The sequence below is a fragment of the Amycolatopsis echigonensis genome (assembly GCF_002846615.1).
Lineage (GTDB): Bacteria > Actinomycetota > Actinomycetes > Mycobacteriales > Pseudonocardiaceae > Amycolatopsis > Amycolatopsis echigonensis.
This window is the reverse complement of sequence record NZ_PJMY01000003.1, coordinates 1,675,028-1,696,667: the sequence shown is the minus strand read 5'-3', so window position 1 is coordinate 1,696,667 and position 21,640 is coordinate 1,675,028. Positions and strand designations below refer to the sequence as shown.

Sequence of the window (21,640 nt, the reverse complement as noted above, 5' to 3'; positions counted from 1 at the left end):
GCGATCATCGCGACGATGCCGACGATCCACACGAGGCAGAGGGCGACGGCCCAGAACTTGAGGTTGGACAGCAACCGGGACATGACGAGACGAACCTCCTGCAACCGGGGGAAGAAAGGGGGACCGCGAGGGCGGCTACAACCAGTCGTTCTTCCGGAATATTCGGTACAGCAGCAGACAGATCGCGAGAATGATCGAAACCACGATCGGATACCCGAACTGCCAATGCAGTTCGGGCATGTAGTCGAAGTTCATGCCGTAGATGCCCGCGACCATCGTGGGCACCGTGATGATCGCCGCCCACGCGGTGATCTTGCGCATGTCGGTGTTCTGCTGCAGCGAGATCTTCGCGACGGTCGCGTCGACCAGGGTGCTGAGCAGTTCGTCGAACGCCGCCACGCGTTCCGACACCGTCGCGAGGTGGTCGGCGACGTCGCGGAAATACGAGCGGACCTCGTCCGGCACCAGCCGCGTGTAGCCCTCGGCGAGCCGCGACACCGGCGTGGCGAGCGGGACCACCGCGCGCCGCAGTTCGAGCACTTCCCGCTTCATGAGGTAGATCTGCTCGGCGCTCACCGACGAGCGCGGCGCGAACACCTGCGCCTCGATCTCGTCGATGTCCGCCTCGATCCGGCTGGTGACCTCGAGGTAGTGGTCGACCACGTGGTCGGCGATCGCGTGCACGACCGCCGCCGCGCCGAGGGAGAGCCGCTCCGGGTCCTCGTCGAGGTCGCGGCGCAGCCGGGCGAGACCGGAGTGGTTGCCGTGCCGGACGGTGATCACGAAATCGCGGCCGAGGAACACCATCAGCTCGCCGGTTTCCACGATTTCGTTCGCCGTGGTCGGCGACTGGTGCTCGACGTAGCGGACCGTCTTCAGCACCAGGAACAGCGTGTCGTCGTAGCGCTCCAGCTTCGGCCGCTGATGCGCCTCCAGCGCGTCCTCGACGGCCAGTTCGTGCAGGCCGAAGGTGTCCGCGATGCCCTGGATCTGGTCGGAATCGGGCTCGTGCAAACCGATCCAGACGAAACCCGCGTGCCGCTTGCGCACCTCGCGAATGGCCTCGGCGTGCGTCCAGCGCCCGGGCAGCCGCTTGCCGTCGACATACACCGCGCAATCGACGACATAGGCCGACAGCGGCACCGGGATCGGCCGTTCGAGATTGGCCTTGGCCCGGTTGTTGCCGCGGCCGCGAAGGCCGCCTAGCGAGGGAATGGCAGGCATGGGTTCTCCTGGGCGAGCGTCGTGAAGCACGAAGACGACGGCCAGGCGGACTGCGGGGGTCCGTCCGGCGGCACCGTGAGTTCCCGGACGCGGGCCTACCAGGAGGGGAAAAGGCCGGCCGGCGAGGCTGGAACGCACGTACTACTACTAGGGAGCGGACTATCACCACTGCTCATGAGCGGTCCCTCACCTCCTTTCGGCCGGAGCACGCCGAGGCGTGCGAAGTGGCAGGGGTCGCGTTGACGCGCGATCACCGATGGTCGAGGGTACTCCTCACCACGGAGAGGTGTCGCACCTGGTTCGGCAGGTGTTACCCGGACAGGAGGGGCAAGCGTGCAATTCGGCCGGTATTACGAGGAATTCGAGGTCGGCGCGGTCTACAAGCACTGGCCCGGCAAGACCGTCACCGAATACGACGACCATCTGTTCTGCCTGCTCACGATGAACCACCATCCGCTCCACCTGGACGCGCACTACGCGGGCGAGACCACCGATTTCGGCAAGAACGTCGTGGTCGGCAACTACATCTACTCGCTGCTGCTCGGCATGTCGGTGCCCGACGTGTCCGGCAAGGCCATCGCCAACCTCGAGGTCGAATCGCTCAAGCACGTCAAGCCGACGTTCCACGGCGACACGATCTACGGCGAGACCGAGGTGCTCGACAAGACCCCGTCGAAATCCAAGGACGACCGGGGAGTGGTGTACGTCGAGACACGAGGGTACAAACAGGACGGCACCATCGTGTGCATTTTCCGGCGCAAAGTGATGGTGCCGAAGCGGTCTTACGGCGACACCCGCGGCGGGGAACAGCCCGGCCGCCCGACGCCGCACGAGTGACCGATCCGCCGCGAAGAGGAGCACGGGTGGCCATCGCCCTGGAAGAGATCAAGCGCCGGTTGCGCATGTTCGCCGAGGTGGAGGCGCGCGGGGTTTCGCCGCTGTATGACCACCTCGCCACGCACGCGGCCGAGGACGACGACGTCGCCGCGCTGCTGACCGACGCTCGCGGCGGCGAAGCGCGCGGCACCTTGCTGTTCGCCGCCGCGCACCGGCTGGTGCAGGCGGATCCGATCCATCCGCTGTCGCGGTACTACCCGTCGGTGGGCGGTTTCGACGGCGTCGACAGCGAGACGTGGCCGTTGTTCCGCTCGTTCCTGCTGGAGCGCGCGGACCAGGCCCGCGAGATCATCTCGACCCGCTACACGCAGACGAACGAGGTGCGCCGCGCCGCGCTGCTGTACCCGGCGGTCGCGGCGGCGGCGAAGGAGGCGGGCGGCAAGATCGCGCTGCTCGAGGTCGGCTGCAGCGCGGGATTGCTGCTGGGGCTCGACCGGTTCGGCTATCGCTACCAATGCGACGGCGGCGAGCAGCTCACGGCCGGTCCGGCGAAGGCCGCGGTCGGGCTGCACTGCTCGATCGATGTCGCGTCGGGCGCGCGGTTGCCCAAGCTGCCCAAGAAGGTGGCAGTGGCGGGCAGGGTGGGTCTGGACCGGGCTCCGGTGGACCTCTCGGACGAGGACGAGCTGGCGTGGCTGGAGGCGTGCGTCTGGGCCGATCAGGTCGACCGGATCCGGCTGCTGCGCACGGCTGCCGCCGAACAGCGGAAGCACGCGCCGGAGCTGATCGCCGGGGACGCGGTCGACGACCTGGCCTCGGCGGCGGCGCGGCTGCCCGAGGAACTGCCGTTGGTGGTCCTGACGAGCCACGCGCTGGCGTATCTCGGGGACCGGCGGGCGGACTTCGTGGCCGAACTGGCGCGGCTGTCCTCGACCCGGCCGGTCTGGTGGGTGAGCCAGGAGTTCTACCGGGCCGCGCTGGAGACCGTTCTGCCTGGCCGCGACGACCTGTCCTCGGGCGACTCGGCCGCGGGCGAGCCCGCGATGGCGGTGCTGGGGCTGACGACCTGGGCGGACGGAAAACCGCAGGTCCGCGCGCTGGCCCGGACGGCGCCGCACGGGCAGCGGATGACCTGGCTGCCCTGAGCTGTCTCGGGCGTGGCGATGCCGGTTCTCCCCGGCATCGCCACGCACGACGCCCCTAGGCACCCTGAGTAACCTGTGTCACATTCACCCCATCAGTCACACTCCTCCGCGAGCGCCCGGACTGGTTGCCGGATGCGCATCCGGCGATATCGAATACGCGTTCCGCGCATTTTCCGTGCTCATCGCGGATTCTTGAACGATGGGGAAACTTTCCGACAACTCCGCAATGCGTTCGCAATCGCGGACACGGCTGTCGGCAATGCGCAAAGGACCGCTCTGGGTTACGTCCTCGGCAACTCATTCCAGTCACGCAACGTCACCATGAGCTGGTCCACCAGGTGGCCCGCTTCGTCTAAATTGACCAGTTCGGCCGAGTTGACCCATCGTGCGTCGGAGGCGTCGTCGCCCGCGGTGAGGATTCCGCCGGTCCACGAACATTCGTAGTCGTGGATGTCGTAACGGCCCCGGACGACCGAGCCGACCAGTGTGTGCGGTCTCACGTCGAGCCCGGTCTCTTCGCGAAGTTCCCGGACCGCTGCTTCGTGGTCCGTTTCGCCCGGTTCGACCCGCCCGCCGGGCAGCGACCACTGGCCTTTTCCGGGCTCGTTCGCGCGCTGGATGAGCAGGAGTCTGCCCTGGTCGTCGAACACGATGCCGCCGACGCAGCGCTCGAGGCCGTCCATGCCGCGACGGTAGCCGAACCCGGCCGCGCCCCCTAGTGTCCAGGAACCTGTACACGGAGAGTAGCCGTACGGTACACTTCGAGCGGCTGGCTGACCCATGCGCGGGACTTTCCTCCCGCGTGGGTGGTCAGTGCGGTACAACGTAGAAAGTCAGATTTCCGGGTGTCATGGAAGAGACGGGATTGATCGCTGTGAACGCGAAGAAGCTTGCGGGACTCGTGGGTATCGCGTTGGTGCTGTTCTTCGTGATCGCCCAGCCGGGACATGCTGCGGGACTTGTCAGCAACATTATCGACTTCCTCCGCAGCTCGGCCGAATCGGTGATCACGTTCGTCAGCAACGTCTTCCACTGACGACAGGGGATACCCTCGGACCATGTTCGCGCCACGCGACCCCGACGAGTACCTCCTCGACACCGAGCGGCGGGTCATCCGGATCCGCCGCCACTGGGCGGTGCTCCTCTGGGACACGTTCGAGGCAGCCGCGCTGCTGATCGTGTGCGTGCTGGTGTCGTACCTGCTGCCGCCCTCGCTGTGGGTCGTGCAGAACATCCTCTGGTACGTCGCCCTCGCGGTGGTGCTGCGGTTCGCCTACGTGATCATCGAGTGGTGGGTCGAACGGCTGGTCGTCACCGACAAACGGTTCGTGATGACCACCGGCGTCTTCACCACCAAGGTGCTGATGATGCCGATCAGCAAGGTCACGGACCTCACCTACCAGCGTTCGGCCTGGGGCCGGATGCTCGGCTACGGCACGATGGTCGTCGAATCGGCCGGGCAGATCCAGGCGCTGAACCGGATCGACTACCTGCCGCGGCCCGAGGAGTTCTACGACACGATCTCCGAGCTCGTGTTCGGCGACAAGCAGAAGCAGGCCGAACGGTTCTCGATGATCAAGGCACAGCGCGCGGCGCGGGGCAAGAAGCCGGTCGGCTGACCCCGGGCGCGTCGGCACTGGTCCCGGCGCCGAGGTGACGCAGCGCATCGTCGAGAATGGGTCCGATGCGCATCGACCTGCACGCCCACTCCACGGCCTCCGACGGTACCGACAGCCCTGCCGAGCTTGTCGGCGCTGCCGCGCGTGCCGGTCTCGACGTCGTCGCGATCACCGACCACGACACCACCGCGGGCTGGGAACCGGCCGCCGCGGCCCTGCCCGCGGGCATGACGCTGGTGCCGGGCGCGGAACTGTCGACGGTCTCGATCGACCCGGACACCGGCTACGAGATCAGCGTGCACCTGCTCGCGTACCTCTTCGACCCGGCCGCGCCCGCGATCGTCGCGGAACAGACTCGGCTGCGGATCGAACGGCGCACCCGGTTGCGGCGAATGGCCGAGCGGATGGCCGCCGACGGCCTCCCGATCGACGCCGACGAAATCCTGGGCCTGCTGCCGGAAGACTCGCCCGCCGGGCGGCCGCATCTCGCGCAGGCGCTGGTCCGGTCCGGACTCGTCACCTCTGTCGACGAGGCGTTCAGCGACTATCTGCACAGCCGCCGCGGCTACTACGTCGCGCGCCGCGACACCCCGGTCGAGGACGCGATCGACATGGTCACCGCGGCCGGCGGGGTCACCGTGATGGCGCATCCCTTCGCCTTCAGCCGCGGCGCGACGATCAGCGAGGACACCCTGCGCGACCTGGCCGCCCGCGGACTGACCGGCGTCGAGGTCGACCATCCCAACCACGACGCGGCCACCCGGGCGCGGACCCGCGAGCTGGCCGACGAACTGGGCCTGATCCGCACCGGGTCCAGCGACTACCACGGCACGAACAAGACCATCGGGCTCGGCCAGGAAACGACCGAGCCGGACCAGCTGGAGGAATTGGTGGGGCGGGCGACCGGCTTCCAAGTGGTGAAGGGCTGAGATGGCCGTCTCGGATTTCTTCGACGCGAAGCTCTTCATGAGCGCGACGATCACCCTCGTCGTGATCATGGACCCGCCGGGGACGGTGCCGGTGTTCCTGAGCCTGGTCGGCCGCAAACCGATGGCCACGCGGGTGAAAGCGGCCCGGCAGGCGGTGCTGGTGTCGCTGCTGGTCATCTCGCTGTTCGCGGTGGCCGGGCAGGCGATCCTGGCGTATCTGGGCATCGGCATCCCGGCGCTGCAGGGCGCGGGCGGCTTGCTGCTGTTGCTGATCGCGCTGCAGCTGCTCACCAGCAACGCGGGCAGCAACGAGCCGGAGGCGGCCGAGGACGTCAACGTGGCCCTTGTTCCGCTCGGCACGCCCCTGCTGGCCGGTCCCGGCGCGATCGCGGCGACCATCGTGTTCGTCCGGCAGGCCGACGGCCACATCGGCGCCTACATCGCGCTCGGGCTGGCGATCGTGACCGTGCATTTCGTGCTGTACACCTGCATGCGGTTCTCCGGCGTGGTCATCCGGCTGATCAAGGAAAGCGGCATCACGCTCCTCGCGAAGATCGCCGGTCTGCTGCTCGCCGCGATCGCCGTCGAGCTGGTCGCGAATTCGGTGCAGGGCTTCATCGCGGGTGCCGGCTAGCCAACGGCCCGCGCCGGAAAGTGTCGGTGGGGGTGCGTAGCGTGGGCGTCGATGGAAGGGGGCGGCGTGAAAGAACAGCTGGGGTTCGACTTCGGCGTCGAGCAACCGCAGCGGCTCACCAAGGTGTCGCCGGCGCGGTTGAGCACCTTTGACGATTGTCCGCGCCGGTACCGGCTGGCGTATCTCGACCGGCCGACGCCGCAGCGCACCGGGCCGTGGGCGCACAGCACGCTGGGCGCGGTGGTGCACAACGCGTTGCGCGCGCTTTTCGACCTGCCAGTGGCGAAACGGACGCCGCAGCGCGCGATCGCGCTGGTGGCCGAGCACTGGAAGGACGCCGGTTTCGCCGACGACGACCAGGCCGCGCGCTACCGTGCGCGCGCGAAGGGCTGGGTCGCGGAGTACGTCGAGGACAACGACGTAAGCGACGATCCGGTGGGCTTGGAACGCTGGGTTTCCGCGCCGGTCAGCACGACCGGCGGCCGCCCGACGATGATCATCGAGGGACGGGCCGACCGGATTGACCAACGCGGCGGCGAACTGGTGATCGTGGACTACAAAACCGGCCGCCGAGCCCCGGACGAACACGAGGCCCGGGCGTCGCAGGCATTGGCGATGTACGCCGTCGCCGCGACGCGCACTTTGCGCATGCCGTGCACGAAGGTCGAGTTGCACCATTTGCCCTCCGGCACGATCGCCGCGGCGGAACACACGCCGGAAACCTTGAAGCGGCACCTGGAACGCGCCGAGGAGACCGCCGGGGATTTGCGGTTGGCAGCAGATACCCTTGACGCGGGCGGCGACGGAGACGCGTTGTTCCCCGCCCGCCCCGACCGCCGCTGCGCGTGGTGCGACTTCCGCCCGAGCTGCGTGGCGGGACAGCAGGCAGCTCCTGCCGCGCAACCGTGGGATTTGCTTGCGCCGTAGGGGTTTCCCGAGATGTGGATTGGACCCGAGGATCGTGGCGTCACCGGACATTGAGGAAACGGCCCGCGGCGGGACGGCCGGTGCCCGGGGCCGCGGAGCTGGCCGGGGTCGCGGTACCGCGGGGGATGGGGTTCGTGGCGTGGCGAGGAAGGATTCTGCTGCTGTGGCGACGGATCTTCCTGCGGGGCAGGGCAGGACTCGCGACGGCCGTTGCGTCGAGAACGCCGGTGCTCCTGCGGTCGGTACGGCGAGCAACGGCCGTGGGACAGACCTGCGCGACGCCGCGACGCCGAACGGCGGCGGTGCCGATGTGCGCGATGGTGCGGCGTCGGACGGTGGAGTTGCGGCAGCTGATCGTGCTGGGGCTGATTCTGCGGAGGTGAAGAGCACTGCGGCGGCATCGCCGAGTTTGGCGAGGGACGGCAGTGCTAGTGCTGAGGTCAGCCATGACTTAGCTGCCGCCGACGATCCTGCGCCTGACGAAAATGCAGCCATCCCTGATGCGGCGGTGCGGGCCAGCGCGATCGACGGTGACGAGCCCTCGGCTAAAGCGGCCCCCGAGCGTCATGAGCCGACCGTCAGGAGGAAGGCTCGTGGGCGGTGGTGGCGTGGGTTCACCGGGTCGGTGGCCGCGGGAATGGCAGTCCTGGCCGTCGGGGTGCTTGTCGTGGGCGTGTTGTGTCTCGTGAACGGCGCACCTGGACCGGGGCCGCTCAAGTTGGTCGGGCATCCGGTCGCTGCGGTGATAATGCTTGCGCTGCAACGGATTGCCGACCGTCGCACCGGGAAAGTGGCGGTCGGCGCGGGGGCTGGCGTGCTGGTCGTCGCGGGAGTGGCGTTCAGTGCGTTGTGGTGGTTCTGAGCCGGGTCAGCGCAGGGCGGCGACGTTCGGGCCGCGTTGTTCCAGCAGTACTGGGCCTAGCGCGGTGAGGCGGACCGGGCCGGTGTAGGCACCTCGGTCGATGCCGACTGTGCGCAGCGTTGCACCGTTCGTTTCGTTCAGCACAGCCAGTCCGCCGCGGATCGGGACTACCAGCTGGGTCGCGAAGGTGATTCCTGGGCCGAGCGTGCCGTCCAGGGTCCAGCGCGGGGACAGGTCGTCTCGGGACAGCGCGACGGTCTTGGAGCCGGTGTACCAGTAGATCCCCGCGGCGGTGCGGGTCGTCGCCTCGGTGCCGCCGACAGGATCGTTCGCTACATCCGCAGCGGGGAGATCCATCGGGTAGGCGGCTTTTTGCGAACCGTCCGCGCCGTAGACGACGTACAGCTTCTGGTCCGGGAGCAGGACGCCGGTGAGGTCGCCGGACATCGCGATGACCCGGGCGCGCTTACCGGCCAGCAGGGCGGTGTAGGTGACCTTCGGTTCGTCCTCGTGCTCGGCGGTCGCCCGGTAGACGGTCAGGCGATCCGTACGGTCGCCCGGGCAGCGTTCGATCACGCCGATTTTGTCGGCGGCCGTCGCTACGGTTCCGTAGGTGCAGTCGGGGCGCGGTTGCTTGTTCGCGTTTTGCAGGAACGGGACTTTGCCGTACTCCATGCTCTTCACGAGATCGTCGCGCCACGTGTCGAGGAGATGCTTGCCGGTGGTCGTGACGTGGCTGCCGTCGTCGATCAGGCGGGTGCCCAGTTCGGCGTCGCCGTTGCGCTGGGCGGTGATGCGGCCGGTAGCGGGGTCGAGCTGGGTGACCTCGCTGCAGCCCATTGTCTTGTGGTACACCGCGTTGATCCGTCCCCACGCGGTGTCCACAGTGCACAGTTGCAGGTTTTCGCGGGTGTAGTGCCAGCGGATCTGCCCGGTGAGCGGATCACGGCCGGCGACCTCGCCGCCGTCCGCGGTGGTGACCGTGTCGGACTGTCCGATCGGGATCGGCGTCGCGGAACTCGGGGCCTGCCACAGCTGCGTCATCGACCCGGGCACGGAGGCCGGCGGCGAGGGGAGCGCGTGCGGCGGATCCGCCAGTGCGCGGCTGGTGTGCAGGTTGTCGCTGGTGGCGGCGACGATCGCGGCGACCACCGCGACCACGACGACGATCGCTCCCGCGATCAGCCGGTCCCGTCCTCGGTTCCACGGCGAGCGACGGGCTTTCCCCGGCGGCACAACGGGATCCGCGGCGGGCTGGCGAGGGAGGATGTTCTCGGAACCGTACGGTTCGGCGGGGGTGCCGCTGACCCCGGCGGGTTCGTCGGCGACGCGCGCGATCGGGCCGGTTTGTTCCTCGGGGGTGGCCGGGGGGATCGCGGAACTCTTGCCCGCGGCGGAAGTGTTCGCTGCGGAGCAGCCTGGCAGTGGCGCGGCCGACTCCTGCGGGTGGGAAGCGGCTGCGGCGGGAGTGCTTTCAGCCGAGCCTGAGGCTGCGGGGGAGTCCGTCGAAGGCCGGGAAGCCTTTTCGGCGGCTGGCGCGGTCGGACCTGCGTCCTGCGGGCCGGGAACAGCTGAAGCAGCTTCAGCGGACCCATCTGAGCGACCAGAAGCCTTCTCCGCCGGGCCACCGAGCGCCGACAGATCGGCATCCGCGGACGATGGGCTCGCGCCTCGATCAGCAGCGGCCGACTGCGCCGGACCAGCACCCTCATCCGACGCGTACGCCCCGGCCGGAGTGTCCGGCCGGGGGCGTTCGTCGGGATTCGCGGGAGTGCCCGCTACGTTCGAACCGGGTTCGGGGGGCGTCTCGTCGGTGCCGTTCCCGTGGTCGTTCACGTAACTGACTCCCGGTGTGTCGCTCAGTCTGCCGACGCAGGTGTATCAGATGCGGACGGACGGCGGCGACGGCGGCGGCGTGCCGGGCGGTCTCCGGTCTCGCCGGAGTCGGAAGTCGTCGCGGGGGTGGCGTTGCCCGCGGAGGTCGCCGGGCCGGTCGCGTCGGCTCCCGAGCGGGTGCGGCGGCGCGTGCGGGGGCGGTCTTCCTGCTGCTCCGGCGAAGAAGACGACGTGGCGGCGTCGGCGGCTTCGACCGCGGCGGCCGTACGGGCGCCACCGCGGGTCCGCTTGCGCGGGGTCCGGTTGCGCTTGCGCGGGGCTTCCTCTTCCGAGGAAACCGGGCCAGCCGACCCGCGACGGCCACGGCGCTTGCCGCCCAGGTCTTCTTCCTTCTCGGCGGACAGGCCGGCGCGCGTGCGCTTCGAGAGCGGCAGGCGGCCCTTCGTGCCCTCCGGAATGCCCAGGTCGCTGTACAGATGCGGGGACGACGAGTACGTCTCCACCGGCTCCGCCAGGTCGAGGTTCAGCGTGTCCGAGATCAGCTTCCAGCGCGGTTCCTCGTCCCAGTCGACGAGCGTCACCGCGACCCCGGTGCGGCCCGCGCGGCCGGTGCGGCCGATGCGGTGCACGTAGGTCTTCTCGTCCTCCGGGCACTGGTAGTTGATCACGTGCGTGACGTCGTCGATGTCGATGCCCCGGGCCGCGACGTCCGTCGCCACCAGGACGTCGACCTTGCCCGAGCGGAACGCGCGCAGCGCCTGCTCCCGCGCGCCCTGGCCGAGGTCGCCGTGCACGGCGGCCGCGGCGAAACCGCGTTCCACCAGGTCGTCGGCCACCTTCTGGGCGGTGCGCTTGGTGCGGCTGAAGATCATCGTGAGCCCGCGGCCTTCAGCCTGCAGCGCCCGCGCGATGAGCTCCGTCTTGTCCATCGAGTGCGCGCGGTAGACGAACTGCGCGGTGCGCTCGTGGATCGCGCCGGCGTCGTTCTCCTCGGCCCGGATGTGCGTGGGCTGGTTCAGGAACGTCCGGGCGAGGGTGATGATCGGGCCCGGCATCGTGGCGGAGAACAGCATCGTCTGCCGCTCGTCCGGCACCATCCGGAGGATCCGCTCGATGTCCGGCAGGAAGCCGAGGTCCAGCATCTCGTCGGCCTCGTCGAGGACGAGCCCGCGGATCTTGCCCAGCACCAGGTGCTGCTGCTCGGCGAGGTCGAGGAGCCGGCCCGGCGTGCCGATCACGACGTCGACGCCCTTGCGCAGCGCGTCGATCTGCGGCTCGTACGGCCGCCCGCCGTAGATCGCCAGCGTGCGGATGCCGAGGTGCTTCCCGGCGCCCTTCAGGTCGTTCGCGACCTGGATGCACAGCTCGCGCGTGGGCACCACGACGAGTACCTGCGGGGTGCCGTCGCCGGGCACCTCCACGCGGTGCAGCAGCGGGACGCCGAACCCGAGCGTCTTGCCCATGCCGGTGCGGGCCTGGCCGATGAGGTCGTCGCCGGCCATGGCGAGCGGCAGGGTCAGTGCCTGGATGGCGAAGGTGCGCTCGATGCCCGCCTCTTCGAGCGCTTTGACGATTTCCGGTTTCACTCCGAACGACGCGAACGTCGGCGACTCCTCGGTCACCGGGGCACCGGCCTGTAGCGGGTGCGACGTGTCCAGCGCGGCCGGTCCGTTTTCGCTGTGCTCGAGGGCGACAGCGGCGGCGGCCTGCGCGGGTTCGGTCTGTTCGGTTGTGGACTGTTCTGCGGTCAGGGTGATCGCCTCTCTCGTGACCAGCGCGCACAGGCCGGTTGTCACTCGACACTCGACCGGGGGCCTGACTCGCACCTCGGCCTCTGCGATGGAGGCCGGTGGCGCCGGAGCCGCCCTCCCGGGAATGCCGCTGGGAGGCGTGCACGCACACTTGCGGCGAACCCCGGTCGCCCTGGTGGCACCGGCCGCTCGCCTGGTTCCCGCCGCTCCCGGGGCCCTTGAGAAAAAGGCGGTCCGGCGCGGCGAAGCTTCTGTTTATCCGACCCCACTGTACCTGGTCAGGTCTTTTCCGGGGAATACCGGGGAGCGGCGGCGCGGCGTGGGATCGGTCTCTTCACGGCGCGGGCCTGCGGTTCGGCGATACCCTCGTCGCCGTGACCGACCCCGCCGAAGCCACATCCGCCACCTCCCCGCCCGTGATCAGCGAAGGCGTCGTCGACCTGCTCGGCGTGATCGCCTACCTGGAGCTCTCCGCGTTCGACCGGATGGCCGAGGACGCCCGCAGCGCGCCGACGCTCGCCGGCCGCGCCGCGCTCGCCTCGATGGCGGCCGCCGAGATCGGGCACCTCGATCTGCTGACGAAGCATCTGGCCACGCACGGCGTCGCGGTCGAGGACGCGATGGCCCCGTTCGTGTCGCAAGTGGACGCCTGGCACGCCTCCACCCGGCCCAAATCGTGGCTGGAGTCGCTGGTCAAGGCGTACGTCGGGGACGGGCTCGCGGCCGATCTCTACCGCGAGATCGCGAGCTGGCTCGACGCCGAGACCAAGGACCTGGTGCTGACCGTCCTCGCCGACACGGGGCATTCGGCGTTCGCCGAACGCGAAGTCGCGGCCGGGATCAAGGCCGATCCGAAGGCACGCGACAAGCTCGCGCTGTGGGGGCGCCGCCTGCTCGGCGAGGCGCTCACCCAGGCGCAGTACGTGGTGGCCGAACGCGATGGCCTGGCCGAACTGATCGTCGCCGGGTCCGGAGACCTCGCGGGAATCGGCGCGCTGTTCCGCCGGTTGCAGCAGGGGCACACCAAACGCATGCAGGCGCTGGGGCTGGGCTGAGCGGGTGGTCGCGAGTCACCTGCTGGTCGCGCGCCACCGCGGCGGCCCGCTTCGGTTAGCCTTGCCGGGCGTAGTCACAACGAGTTTCCAGCGGAGGTCCCACGTGGAGGTCAAGATCGGCATCAAGGACACGCCGCGCGAGCTGGTGGTGTCCAGTGGCCAGACTCCCGAAGAGGTGGAGAAGCTGGTCGCCGAGGCGCTGACGGCCGGTGACGGGCTCTTCCGCCTCAACGACGAGAAGGGCCGCAAGTACCTGGTCCCGTCCGACCGCATCGCGTACGTCGAGATCGCCCCGTCCGACGTCCGCAAGGTCGGGTTCGGCGTCGGCGACTGATCCAGCCGTACGCGAAAGGCCGCCCCGGAGATCGCTTCCGGGGCGGCCTTTTCGTGCGGTCAGCCGTGGTCAGCCGCGGCTCAGGCGGTGGCTTCTTCGACCTCGGCCAGCGTCTTCGGGACCGAAAACGGCGGCGTGGACGTGCCGGTGAGCCGGTAGCGGCCCCACGGGTCGGGATCGGACAGTTCGCCCTCGGCGCTGTGCTCGCCGATCCGCACCTCGCACGCCTTCTTGCGCCCGCCGACCGCCTCGGCCAGCTTCGGGTTCTCGGCGACGCGGCCGTACCAGTGGTAGTAGCCGTCGATCGGCTGGAAATAGCCGCGCAGATCGACGTCCGCGGCGAATTCCGCGCCGTCGACGACCAGCGTCGCCGAGCCCGTGTAGCCGTCTTCGTCGCTCATCCGGGGTCCTCTCGTCAGCCGGCCTCGTTGCCGGCGGCGGTGTTGTTCTCGCTGCGTCCGAGCTGGACGACCTTGTTCTCCTCGAGCGGCAGGTTCGGGTCGATCACCACGCCTTGCTGGCGGGTGAGCCCGTCGATCGCCGCCCAGATGATCTGGGTGAGGTACTCGACCACCGAATCGCGGCCCATCGAGCGCCGGTCCAGCCACCATTCGCCGGTGCTCTGGACCATGCCGACGATCCCGTGCGCCCACGGTTCGGCCGCGCCGGAGTCCATGTTGAACATCCGCATGTAGTCGCCGAGCAACGCGGTCAGCGCGGTGGCGATGACCTCCTTGTCCTCCGCGACGACGTCCGAATCGGCGCTTTTGCCCGGCAGCCCGCCGTGTGCCAGCAAGCGGTACAGGTTCGGATGCTCCTCGATGACGCCGAAGAACGCGTCGAGCGCCATCCGGATCCGCGGCACCGGCGCGAGTTCCGCGTTGATCGCCGGGATCAGCCGCTCGAAAAGGATCTCCGTGCCGCGCTGGCCGAGCGCTACGTACAGGTCGGCCTTGTCCTCGAAATGCCGGTACAGCACGGGTTTCGTGACGCCCGCTTCCGCGGCGACGTCCTCCATGCCGAGGTCTGGACCGTGCGCGTCGAGCGCGCGCAGGGCAGCTTCGACGAACTCCGCGCGGCGGGCGATGCGGTGCTTGCGCCAGCGATCGCGGCGGGCGTCGCCGGTACTGCCCGCGCCGGTCTCGGTGTCGGCTGCCTGCTTGCCGGACTGCTTGCTGGAGCGCTTGACACGTTCGATCACGGGGGTCATGCTACCAGAGGTAACTGTTACCACGGGTTACATGTTCCTGTGGGGGCAGCGGGACGCGGCTTCTCGATTCAACGGCGAGTCAGGCGCTGGAAGGGGCTGATGATGACGCGGACGCTCAAGGTGACCGACCGGGAGGCGACGGCACAGCGGTTGCTGAAGTCGGCGGCGAACAAGTTCTACGACCCGGACGTCGACATCGACTGGGACGCACCGCTCGTCGAGGGCAAGCGGTACATCCTGCCGGAGCGCTCGTCGCTGTACGGCACTCCGCTGTGGGACCGGCTGAGCCCGGAGCAGCGGATCGAGCTGGGCAAGCACGAGATGGCCAGCATCGCGACCACGGGCCTGTGGTTCGAGATCCTCCTGATGCAGATGCTGCTCAAGGAGATCTACGAGCAGGACCCGACGACGGCGCACGCGCAGTTCGCGCTCACCGAGATCGCCGACGAATGCCGGCACTCCACCATGTTCGCGAGGATGTCCGCGCGGATCGGCTGCCCGACCTACGGTCCGGTGCCGGTGCTGCGGCAGTTCGCGAAGCTGATGCCGACCATTTCCTACGGTCCGGCGCGCTACGGCGCGATCCTGGTCGCCGAGGAGGTGCTCGACCGGCTGCAGCGCGAGCAGATGAACGACGACCAGATCCAGCCGCTGGTCCGGATGGTCAACCGGATCCACGTGCTGGAGGAGGCGCGGCACGTCACCTTCGCCCGCGAGGAAGTCACCCGGGGGATGGCGAAACTCGGCCGCGCGGAGATCGCCTACCAGCAGTTCAGCATCGCGCTGATCTCGTACTTCGTGACGCGGGCGTTCATCAACCCGAACGTCTACAAGGCGGTGGGGATCCGGCCGAGCGAGGGCGTCCAGACGGCGCTGAACAATCCGCACTGGCGCGGGACGATCGCGTGGGCGGGGGAGAAGATCATGCCGTTCCTGCAGGAGTCCGGTCTGGTCGGGCTGCCGGGGAAGCCCTTCTGGCGCAAGTCTTTCTTGTTGCCGGAGGGCAAATGACTACCGCCGACGTACTTCCTCCCGCGGAGGCGAAATGACTACCGTCGAGCGGCTGCGGAATCCCGCCCGCGAGCATCGGTTCGTGACCAGCGACGGCTGTGCGCTGCACGTCGAAATGAGCGGCCCGGCCGATGCCGCGGTGACGCTGGTGCTGGTGCACGGCTGGACGCAGGACCACCGCACGTGGGACGGCGTCATGGAGCACCTCGGGCCGGGCGTCCGGACGCTGCGCTACGACCTGCGCGGGCACGGCGGTTCCGCGCCCGCGACCAAGGAAACCGGGACGATTCCGCGGCTGGCCGACGATCTGGCCGAGCTGATCGCCGCTCGCGTGCCGTCGGGTCCGCTGGTGCTCGCCGGGCATTCGATGGGCGGCATGACCATGATGGCGCTGGCCGAGCGGCATCCGGAGCTGGTCCGGGACCGGGTCGTCGGGGCGGCGTTCGTGGCGACGTCGTCCGGGCAGATGGACCGGATCACGTTGGGGCTGCCCGGAATGGCGGGCCAGTTCTCCGCGCGGTTCGAGCGCCGGCTGGCGAAAGCGTTGTCGCATCGGAAAGGCGAGCGGCTGCCGTTGAGCCCGGCGATGGTGCGTTCGGGCGCGCGGTTCCTCGTGTTCGGCGACCACCCGCGCCGCGCGGACCTTCGGCTGGTCGCGGATCAGCTGTTGTGCGCGCATCCGGCGAGTCTCGGCGCGTTCCAGGACGCGATTTCGACCCATGACCGCCGTGTCGCCCTGGCGACATTGCGCGGTACCCCGTCCGTGGTGCTGGCGGGGGAGAAGGACCGGCTTTGCCCGCTGCCGCACGCGAAAGTGATCGCGGAAGAGCTGCCGGACGCGGAGTTTGTCCGTTTCCCCGGTGCTGGGCACATGCTGCCACAGGAGCGGGCGGGCGAGGTCGCGAAGCGGATCGGAGCACTGCTGCGGGTTTCGTGACCGTGCGCGTTCGCGCTCGTACCTGACTGTCGGCTGTTCCCGGCCGCCCGGCGCTGTCACGCTGGGTGGCTGGGATATCGCCGACAGACAGGACGGGCATGGGGCAGCCGCTGAGCGCGCACGTCAACCGGAGCCTGATGGCGATTTCCCGGCGGGCGGAGAGCGTGGACCGGCATACGCTGGCCAAAACCTTCGTGGTGGCCGGGTCGTTTTCGGCGATGCTGCATTCCGCTGACCACCAGATCCTGTACGGCCGCCGCGGCACCGGGAAAACGCACGCCTTGCTGTACCTGGCCGATCTGGTCGAAGAGACCCACGATGTCGCGGTGTACCTGGATTTGCGCACGGTCGGCTCCACCAGCGGCCTGTACGCGAATCAGCAGTTGCCGGTCTCGCTCAGGGGTACCCAGCTGCTGGTCGACACGCTGGAAGCGGTGCACGAACAGCTGCTGACCACGGCGATCGAGGCCAGGGTTTCCGACCAGGAAGGTTTGCTGCAGGGCTTGGACGAGTTGACCGAAGCGGCGACGACGGTCGAGGTCATCGGGAACGTCGAGCGGGAGACGACTGTCGGAGGTTCTGCGGAGCAGTCGGCCGGCGCTGGGGCATCGGCGTCTTGGGGACCGGGCGGTCCGCGCGGTCAGGTGAGGATGTCGGGCAGCAGCAGGCATTCGGTCACGGCTTCGGATCGGTTGCGGCGCACCGGAACCGAGCATCACCAGGTCATTTTCGGGCCGCTCAGCCGGGCGCTGGCCCGGATCACGGCCGCGCTGGCGCCTGCCCGGCTGTGGCTGTTGCTGGACGAGTGGAGCTCCATTCCCCTTGAGCTGCAACCGTTGCTGGCGGATTTGCTGCGCCGCAGCGTGCTTCCGACGCGCGGGACGACGGTCAAGATCGCGGCGATCGAACGCCGGTCCCGGTTCCGCGAACCCGGCGACGAAGGCGACTACGTCGGCATCGAGGTCGGCGCGGACGCGGCCTCCGCGGTCAGCTTCGACGACGTGCTCCGGTTCGATCACGGCCGGACCCAGTCGAGGCAGTTTTTCGCCGAGCTGTTCCTCAATCACGTACGACCGCGGATGCCGGTGACCGACGACCCGGCGGAATTCGTGGCCACCGCGTTCAGCCGCACCGCGTTTCCCGAACTCGTGCGCGCGGCCGAGGGCGTGCCCCGCGACGCGATCAACATCGCCGCCTTGGCCGCGCAGCACGCGAACACGGCGACGATCGGGATCCGGCACGTCCGGCAGGCCGCGCAAGACTGGTATCTGCGGGACAAGTACGCCGCCATCGCCGGGAACGAACCGGGTTTGACGACACTTCGGTGGCTGGTGGACGAGGTCGTCGGCCGTCGGCGCTCGCGTACTTTCCTGCTCGAGCACGCCAGTGGCGCGAACGATCCGACCGTGCGCGATCTGAACGACGCCCGGCTCGTCCACCTCGTGCGACGCGGAATCGTCAGCCGGAAGCGGCCGGGAACGCTTTACGACGGGTTCGCCATCGACTACGGCTGCTACGTCGCCTTGCTGGCTGACGGCGAACAACCGTCCCAGCGAAGCAAATCCGACGCCTGGCTGACCGATCCGCACAGCGCACTGCCGGAGAGTGTGCCTCTCGAACAACTGCTGGTCGAACTACCCGGCGCGGCGAGATCGGTGCCGCGGCAGCGAAAACCGCGCGAATGAGCTAGCGGAGCCGTTCGAGCGCGGCGACGGTGGCCGGGACGTCTTCCCAGATCGGGGAGTGCCCGGTCTCCACGGTGACGAGTTCGCTGTTCGGCAGGTGGTCGACGAGGTGCTGAGCGTCCGCGAGAGTGCGGGCCCGGTCGTGGATTCCGTGCAGGACCGTGACCGGGCAGCGGATCGACGCCAGGCGTGGCGTGAGGTCCAGATCCCGTTGGCTCCGCAGGACTTCCAGTGCGGCTTCGGCCGGGACGCGGGCGGCGTAGTCGAGCAGTTCAGCGCGCAGGTCCGGCGGCAACGGGGTGGCGAAGGACCGGTCGAGCACCGCGGCGTGCAGGTCCGGACCCCAGGCCGAGGCGATCGTGGCCAGGATCCGGTCGACGTCGCCGTGGCCGCGCATGTGCGCGCCGGTGTTCGCCAGCAGCAGCGCGGACACCAGATCCGGCCGGGCGGCCGCGACGACCGCCGCGATACAGCCGCCCGTGGAGTGTCCGATCAGCGTGACCGGGCGGCCGTGCTGGTCGATCCGGTCGGCGACCCGCGCCGCGATGTCCTCGATCCGCCACGGACCGGGCGCGGTCATCCAGTCGACCGCGTCCAGTTCGTCGGGCAGCGCGGCCGCCAGCCGTGCGTAGATCCGCGGGCTGCAGAACGTGCCCGGCACCGCGAGGGCGGGCACTGGAGTCAGTTGTCCTTGAGCGGGAAACCGCCGCCGATGCCGCGCCAGGCGAGGTTCGCGGTAAGCGCCACCGCGTCCTCGCGGCTCATCGACTGGTTGTGCTGCAGCCAGTAGCGCGCGCTGACCTGGCTCATCCCGACCAGGCCGACGGCCAGCAGGCGGGCCTTCTCCTCGTCAAGACCGGCGTCGGAGGTGATCGTCTCGGTGATGGCCTCGACGCTGGCCGATGTCGCGCGGTCCACCGCCTCCTGGACGGCGGGTTCGCCGCGCAGATCGGATTCGAAGACCATGCGGAACGCGCCCGCGTCGTTGTTCACGAAGTCGAAGAACGCGCCGACCGTGGCCGGGACGCGCTGGCGGTTGTCCGTGGTGGAGTTCAGCGCGCCCTGCACCCGGCCGACCAGGTCGTCGACGTGGCTTTCCAGCAGCGCGATGTAGAGGTCGAGCTTGCCGGGGAAGTGCTGGTAGAGCACCGGTTTGCTGACGCCGGCCTCTTCGGCGATCTCGTCCATCGCCGCCGCGTGGTACCCGTGCTCGGCGAAGACGCGCTGCGCGGCTGTCAGCAACTGGGCCCGGCGCTCGGTCCGGGGCAACCGGACGCCTCGTTGCAGTCGCGCCATCTCCGTCATACTTCCTCCGTCCGCAGCCTTCGCCGGGCGGGTTCACCACCGCGTGAAGTGAACCTGACATTACTCGTGGGTACGCCCGAAATGCCAAGGGTCAGGCATCCTGGACTGGTGACCACCACGACCTCCCGCCCCGCCACCGCGGCGGCGGTCCGCCCGCCGGTGACCCAGGTGCCATTGTCGACTACGCCCCTTCCGCCGCTCGACGGGGCGCTGCCAGCCTGGCCGGGAACGGTCGAAGACGGCCTCCACATCCGGCACACGCCCGGCCCGGACGGCACGCCCGCGGTGTACGTGCACGGGCTCGGCGGATCGTCCACGAACTGGACCGACCTGGCCGCGCTGCTCGCCCCGACCGCCGCCGGACAGGCTGTTGACCTGCCCGGATTCGGCTATTCGGAGCCCGCGGAAGGGTTCGCGTACAGCCTCGACGACCACGCCGACGTCATCGCGGGCCGGCTGGAGCGGCTCGGAAAGCCGGTGCATCTGCTCGGCAACTCGATGGGCGGCGCGATCGCGCTGCTGGTCGCGGCACGGCGGCCGGAGCTGGTGAGAACTCTCACCCTGATTTCCCCGGCGATGCCCGACCGCCGCCCGGACCCGCGCCGGCTGTCCGATCCGCTGATGGCGCTGGCCTACCTGCCGGTGGTCGGCGCGCGGGTGCGCCGCCGGATGGCCGGGATGACGGCTCGCGAACGCGCCGCGCAGGTCATCAAGCTGTGCTTCCACGACCCGTCGCGCTTCCCGGACGCCCGGCTGGACGAACTGGTCGAGGAGCACGCCGCGCGCGCCGGGTTCCCGTGGGCGCTGGCCGCGATGGAGCGCAGCACGTTCGGCATCTTCCGGCGCTGGACCGCGCTCGGCGCCACGTCGCTGTGGTCGGTCGCCAAGCAGGTCGAGGCCCCGACGCTGGTCGTCTGGGGACTCCACGACCGGGTGATCTCGGTCAAGCGCGCGCTGCGGACCGCGCAGACGATTCCGCGCGCCCGGCTGCTGGTCCTCCCGCGCACCGGACACGTCGCCCAGATGGAACGTCCGCAGGTGGTCGCCCGTGCCGTGCTCGGTCTGTGGGAGGGCGCGGACAAGGGCTCCTGGTAGCCCGAACGGGGGACCGCGGATCGCCGGGGAGCCCGCCAGTCGCTGCCGGGAAGGTCGCCGCCGTGTGGCACCCTGGGTCGGTGGACCGGCTGAAGCAGGACGCGCGAGCGAAGGACCGGCGGGGCCCGACCGCTGGGTCGGCCCGGCGTTCAGCGTCCTCCGGGTCGGGCGACGCGGAGGCCGACTCGTCGCGCGTCGGCCAGTACCGGCCCGCGCGCAAGCCCGCCCAGCGCGTGGGCGAGGACCGGTACCGGCCGGGCGGACGCCGCACGAGCGCTGAGCCGCTGGCCGCCTCCTGGAAACCCAAGGACGGCGCGGAGAAGCGTCCGGAGCCGAAGAAGAAGCAGTCCCAGTTCGGGCGGTTCGTGAAGACGTACGGCTGGCGGGTGTACGCGCTGCCGATCCTGGCCGTGATCACCGTGCTGGTCGCGGTCAACACGGCCACCAGCTCGCCCGACGCAGGCGTCGGGAGCAGCGGCGAGGTCGCGTCCGGCGACACGTCCTCGGGCGCGATCGACGGGGGCGGAGGCATCCCGGAGAACCCCGCGCAGCCGGTGAACCTCAACGTGCCGACCGCCGACCTGCCCAGCGGCGGTCCGTTCACGCAGACCGGCAAGGGGACCTGGCACATCGTGCCGGGGTCGAGCGACGTCGTGGGCAAGAGCGGGAAGCTCTACACCTACACCGTCGAGGTCGAGGACGGCATCGATCCGGCGAGCTACGCCGGAGACGACAGCTTCGGGACCGCGGTGCAGGGCATTTTGTCCGATCCGCGCAGCTGGACCTGGAACGGCGAGATCCGGTTGCAGCGGGTCGACGCGAGCTATCCAGACCCGAGTTTCCGGGTGAGCCTCACCACGCCGGACACCACGCACCGGCCGGACGCGTGCGGGTTCCAGATCAAATTCGAGGCCTCCTGCTACCGGCGCAGCATGGGCCGGGTGCTGATCAACTTGTCGCGCTGGGTGCGCGGCGCGAAGGTCTACGGTCCGGACATGACGGGGTACCGGCAGTACGCCATCAACCACGAGGTCGGGCACGCGCTGGGCAACAATCACGTGGGCTGCCCCGGAAACGACCAGCCCGCGCCGGTGATGATGCAGCAGTCGTTCGGCGTCGCCGACGACTACGTCGCGATGCTCAACAACATCCCCGGCGGCGACAAGGGCAAGGTCGCCGCGGACCATCGCGTGTGCAAGCCGAACGCGTGGCCGAACCCGACTCCGCCGGGCCAGTAACAACGT

At 69.5% G+C, this 21,640-nt stretch carries 23 protein-coding genes; 15 read left to right on the top strand and 8 right to left on the bottom strand.

The window, feature by feature from the left end; all coding sequences use genetic code 11:
- Positions 1-135: 135 nt before the first annotated feature.
- Positions 136-1,224 carry a magnesium/cobalt transporter CorA gene (gene corA / locus ATK30_RS12470; RefSeq protein ID WP_101435744.1) on the bottom strand — a complete coding sequence of 363 codons (1,089 nt, stop codon included), beginning with the start codon at positions 1,222-1,224 and terminating at the stop codon, positions 136-138.
- 333 nt (positions 1,225-1,557) lie between these two features.
- On the opposite strand from corA, the gene ATK30_RS12465 reads away from it, so the two are divergent.
- Entirely contained in the window at positions 1,558-2,061 is a 504-nt protein-coding gene (locus tag ATK30_RS12465) for a MaoC family dehydratase (protein WP_037353308.1), read from the top strand.
- Between the two features lie 26 nt (positions 2,062-2,087).
- Positions 2,088-3,206, top strand: coding sequence for a DUF2332 domain-containing protein (locus ATK30_RS12460; protein ID WP_167441893.1), 1,119 nt, complete (start codon positions 2,088-2,090; stop codon positions 3,204-3,206).
- A gap of 281 nt (positions 3,207-3,487) precedes the next feature.
- Here the strand turns inward: ATK30_RS12460 and ATK30_RS12455 are convergent, their stop codons facing one another.
- Positions 3,488-3,889 carry an NUDIX hydrolase gene (locus ATK30_RS12455; RefSeq protein ID WP_101435743.1) on the bottom strand — a complete coding sequence of 134 codons (402 nt, stop codon included), beginning with the start codon at positions 3,887-3,889 and terminating at the stop codon, positions 3,488-3,490.
- A gap of 167 nt (positions 3,890-4,056) precedes the next feature.
- Here ATK30_RS12455 and ATK30_RS12450 point away from each other — a divergent pair, with 167 nt between their 5' ends.
- From ATK30_RS12450 to ATK30_RS46125, 6 genes are all read left to right on the top strand, one after another.
- On the top strand, positions 4,057-4,242 hold the full coding sequence (locus tag ATK30_RS12450) for a hypothetical protein (protein ID WP_037353301.1): 186 nt from the start codon (positions 4,057-4,059) through the stop codon (positions 4,240-4,242).
- A 22-nt stretch (positions 4,243-4,264) separates the two neighbouring features.
- A complete protein-coding gene (locus ATK30_RS12445; protein WP_037353298.1) occupies positions 4,265-4,825 on the top strand; it encodes a PH domain-containing protein in 561 nt (186 codons plus the stop codon).
- Between the two features lie 65 nt (positions 4,826-4,890).
- On the top strand, positions 4,891-5,754 hold the full coding sequence (locus ATK30_RS12440) for a PHP domain-containing protein (protein WP_416332665.1): 864 nt from the start codon (positions 4,891-4,893) through the stop codon (positions 5,752-5,754).
- A 1-nt stretch (position 5,755) separates the two neighbouring features.
- On the top strand, positions 5,756-6,388 hold the full coding sequence (locus tag ATK30_RS12435) for a MarC family protein (RefSeq protein WP_101435741.1): 633 nt from the start codon (positions 5,756-5,758) through the stop codon (positions 6,386-6,388).
- 51 nt (positions 6,389-6,439) lie between these two features.
- Entirely contained in the window at positions 6,440-7,315 is an 876-nt protein-coding gene (locus ATK30_RS12430) for a RecB family exonuclease (RefSeq protein WP_101435740.1), read from the top strand.
- A 379-nt stretch (positions 7,316-7,694) separates the two neighbouring features.
- Positions 7,695-8,177, top strand: a complete 483-nt coding sequence (locus ATK30_RS46125) for a hypothetical protein (protein WP_244194595.1) — start codon at positions 7,695-7,697, stop codon at positions 8,175-8,177.
- 6 nt (positions 8,178-8,183) lie between these two features.
- Here the strand turns inward: ATK30_RS46125 and ATK30_RS12415 are convergent, their stop codons facing one another.
- The gene (locus ATK30_RS12415) at positions 8,184-9,515 is read right to left on the bottom strand and encodes an Rv3212 family protein (RefSeq protein ID WP_208637627.1); all 1,332 of its coding nucleotides are present in this window, start codon (positions 9,513-9,515) and stop codon (positions 8,184-8,186) included.
- A gap of 521 nt (positions 9,516-10,036) precedes the next feature.
- Positions 10,037-11,635 carry a DEAD/DEAH box helicase gene (locus ATK30_RS12410; protein WP_167442158.1) on the bottom strand — a complete coding sequence of 533 codons (1,599 nt, stop codon included), beginning with the start codon at positions 11,633-11,635 and terminating at the stop codon, positions 10,037-10,039.
- Between the two features lie 503 nt (positions 11,636-12,138).
- On the opposite strand from ATK30_RS12410, the gene ATK30_RS12405 reads away from it, so the two are divergent.
- Both ATK30_RS12405 and ATK30_RS12400 read left to right on the top strand, forming a co-directional pair.
- A complete protein-coding gene (locus tag ATK30_RS12405; RefSeq protein ID WP_208637332.1) occupies positions 12,139-12,819 on the top strand; it encodes a ferritin-like fold-containing protein in 681 nt (226 codons plus the stop codon).
- A gap of 103 nt (positions 12,820-12,922) precedes the next feature.
- A complete protein-coding gene (locus ATK30_RS12400; protein ID WP_009072973.1) occupies positions 12,923-13,153 on the top strand; it encodes a DUF3107 domain-containing protein in 231 nt (76 codons plus the stop codon).
- An 80-nt stretch (positions 13,154-13,233) separates the two neighbouring features.
- Here the strand turns inward: ATK30_RS12400 and ATK30_RS12395 are convergent, their stop codons facing one another.
- Together ATK30_RS12395 and ATK30_RS12390 are read right to left on the bottom strand one after the other, a co-directional pair.
- A complete protein-coding gene (locus ATK30_RS12395) occupies positions 13,234-13,554 on the bottom strand; it encodes a DUF4873 domain-containing protein (RefSeq protein ID WP_101435737.1) in 321 nt (106 codons plus the stop codon).
- Positions 13,555-13,568: 14 nt separating this feature from the next.
- Entirely contained in the window at positions 13,569-14,363 is a 795-nt protein-coding gene (locus ATK30_RS12390; protein ID WP_101435736.1) for a TetR/AcrR family transcriptional regulator, read from the bottom strand.
- Between the two features lie 102 nt (positions 14,364-14,465).
- Between ATK30_RS12390 and ATK30_RS12385 the strand changes: the two genes are divergently transcribed.
- The 3 genes from ATK30_RS12385 (at position 14,466) to ATK30_RS12375 (ending at position 17,996) form a co-directional block, all read left to right on the top strand.
- Positions 14,466-15,374 (top strand): AurF N-oxygenase family protein, encoded by a 909-nt coding sequence (locus tag ATK30_RS12385; RefSeq protein ID WP_101440778.1) that lies wholly within the window; start codon positions 14,466-14,468, stop codon positions 15,372-15,374.
- A 34-nt stretch (positions 15,375-15,408) separates the two neighbouring features.
- Positions 15,409-16,311 carry an alpha/beta fold hydrolase gene (locus tag ATK30_RS12380; RefSeq protein WP_101435735.1) on the top strand — a complete coding sequence of 301 codons (903 nt, stop codon included), beginning with the start codon at positions 15,409-15,411 and terminating at the stop codon, positions 16,309-16,311.
- A gap of 98 nt (positions 16,312-16,409) precedes the next feature.
- Complete coding sequence (locus ATK30_RS12375; protein ID WP_208637331.1) at positions 16,410-17,996, top strand: ATP-binding protein; 1,587 nt, start codon at positions 16,410-16,412, stop codon at positions 17,994-17,996.
- Position 17,997: 1 nt separating this feature from the next.
- Here the strand turns inward: ATK30_RS12375 and ATK30_RS12370 are convergent, their stop codons facing one another.
- Together ATK30_RS12370 and ATK30_RS12365 are read right to left on the bottom strand one after the other, a co-directional pair.
- A complete protein-coding gene (locus tag ATK30_RS12370; protein WP_101435733.1) occupies positions 17,998-18,672 on the bottom strand; it encodes an alpha/beta fold hydrolase in 675 nt (224 codons plus the stop codon).
- Positions 18,673-18,677: 5 nt separating this feature from the next.
- Positions 18,678-19,301 (bottom strand): TetR/AcrR family transcriptional regulator, encoded by a 624-nt coding sequence (locus ATK30_RS12365; protein WP_009072985.1) that lies wholly within the window; start codon positions 19,299-19,301, stop codon positions 18,678-18,680.
- 81 nt (positions 19,302-19,382) lie between these two features.
- On the opposite strand from ATK30_RS12365, the gene ATK30_RS12360 reads away from it, so the two are divergent.
- Complete coding sequence (locus ATK30_RS12360) at positions 19,383-20,396, top strand: alpha/beta fold hydrolase (RefSeq protein ID WP_208637330.1); 1,014 nt, start codon at positions 19,383-19,385, stop codon at positions 20,394-20,396.
- 80 nt (positions 20,397-20,476) lie between these two features.
- Positions 20,477-21,634, top strand: a complete 1,158-nt coding sequence (locus tag ATK30_RS12355) for a DUF3152 domain-containing protein (RefSeq protein WP_101435731.1) — start codon at positions 20,477-20,479, stop codon at positions 21,632-21,634.
- Positions 21,635-21,640: the final 6 nt, after the last annotated feature.

Coding starts and splice junctions, on each gene's coding strand:
- ATK30_RS12440 (WP_416332665.1), top strand. CDS start 4,891: ATGCGCATCGACCTGCACGCCCACTCCACGGCCTCCGACGGTACCGAC.
- corA (WP_101435744.1), bottom strand. CDS start 1,224: ATGCCTGCCATTCCCTCGCTAGGCGGCCTTCGCGGCCGCGGCAACAAC.
- ATK30_RS12430 (WP_101435740.1), top strand. CDS start 6,440: ATGGAAGGGGGCGGCGTGAAAGAACAGCTGGGGTTCGACTTCGGCGTC.
- ATK30_RS12375 (WP_208637331.1), top strand. CDS start 16,410: ATGGGGCAGCCGCTGAGCGCGCACGTCAACCGGAGCCTGATGGCGATT.
- ATK30_RS12390 (WP_101435736.1), bottom strand. CDS start 14,363: ATGACCCCCGTGATCGAACGTGTCAAGCGCTCCAGCAAGCAGTCCGGC.
- ATK30_RS12450 (WP_037353301.1), top strand. CDS start 4,057: ATGGAAGAGACGGGATTGATCGCTGTGAACGCGAAGAAGCTTGCGGGA.
- ATK30_RS12385 (WP_101440778.1), top strand. CDS start 14,466: ATGACGCGGACGCTCAAGGTGACCGACCGGGAGGCGACGGCACAGCGG.
- ATK30_RS12360 (WP_208637330.1), top strand. CDS start 19,383: ATGCCAAGGGTCAGGCATCCTGGACTGGTGACCACCACGACCTCCCGC.
- ATK30_RS12395 (WP_101435737.1), bottom strand. CDS start 13,554: ATGAGCGACGAAGACGGCTACACGGGCTCGGCGACGCTGGTCGTCGAC.
- ATK30_RS12435 (WP_101435741.1), top strand. CDS start 5,756: ATGGCCGTCTCGGATTTCTTCGACGCGAAGCTCTTCATGAGCGCGACG.
- ATK30_RS12380 (WP_101435735.1), top strand. CDS start 15,409: ATGACTACCGTCGAGCGGCTGCGGAATCCCGCCCGCGAGCATCGGTTC.
- ATK30_RS12455 (WP_101435743.1), bottom strand. CDS start 3,889: ATGGACGGCCTCGAGCGCTGCGTCGGCGGCATCGTGTTCGACGACCAG.
- ATK30_RS12365 (WP_009072985.1), bottom strand. CDS start 19,301: ATGACGGAGATGGCGCGACTGCAACGAGGCGTCCGGTTGCCCCGGACC.
- ATK30_RS12445 (WP_037353298.1), top strand. CDS start 4,265: ATGTTCGCGCCACGCGACCCCGACGAGTACCTCCTCGACACCGAGCGG.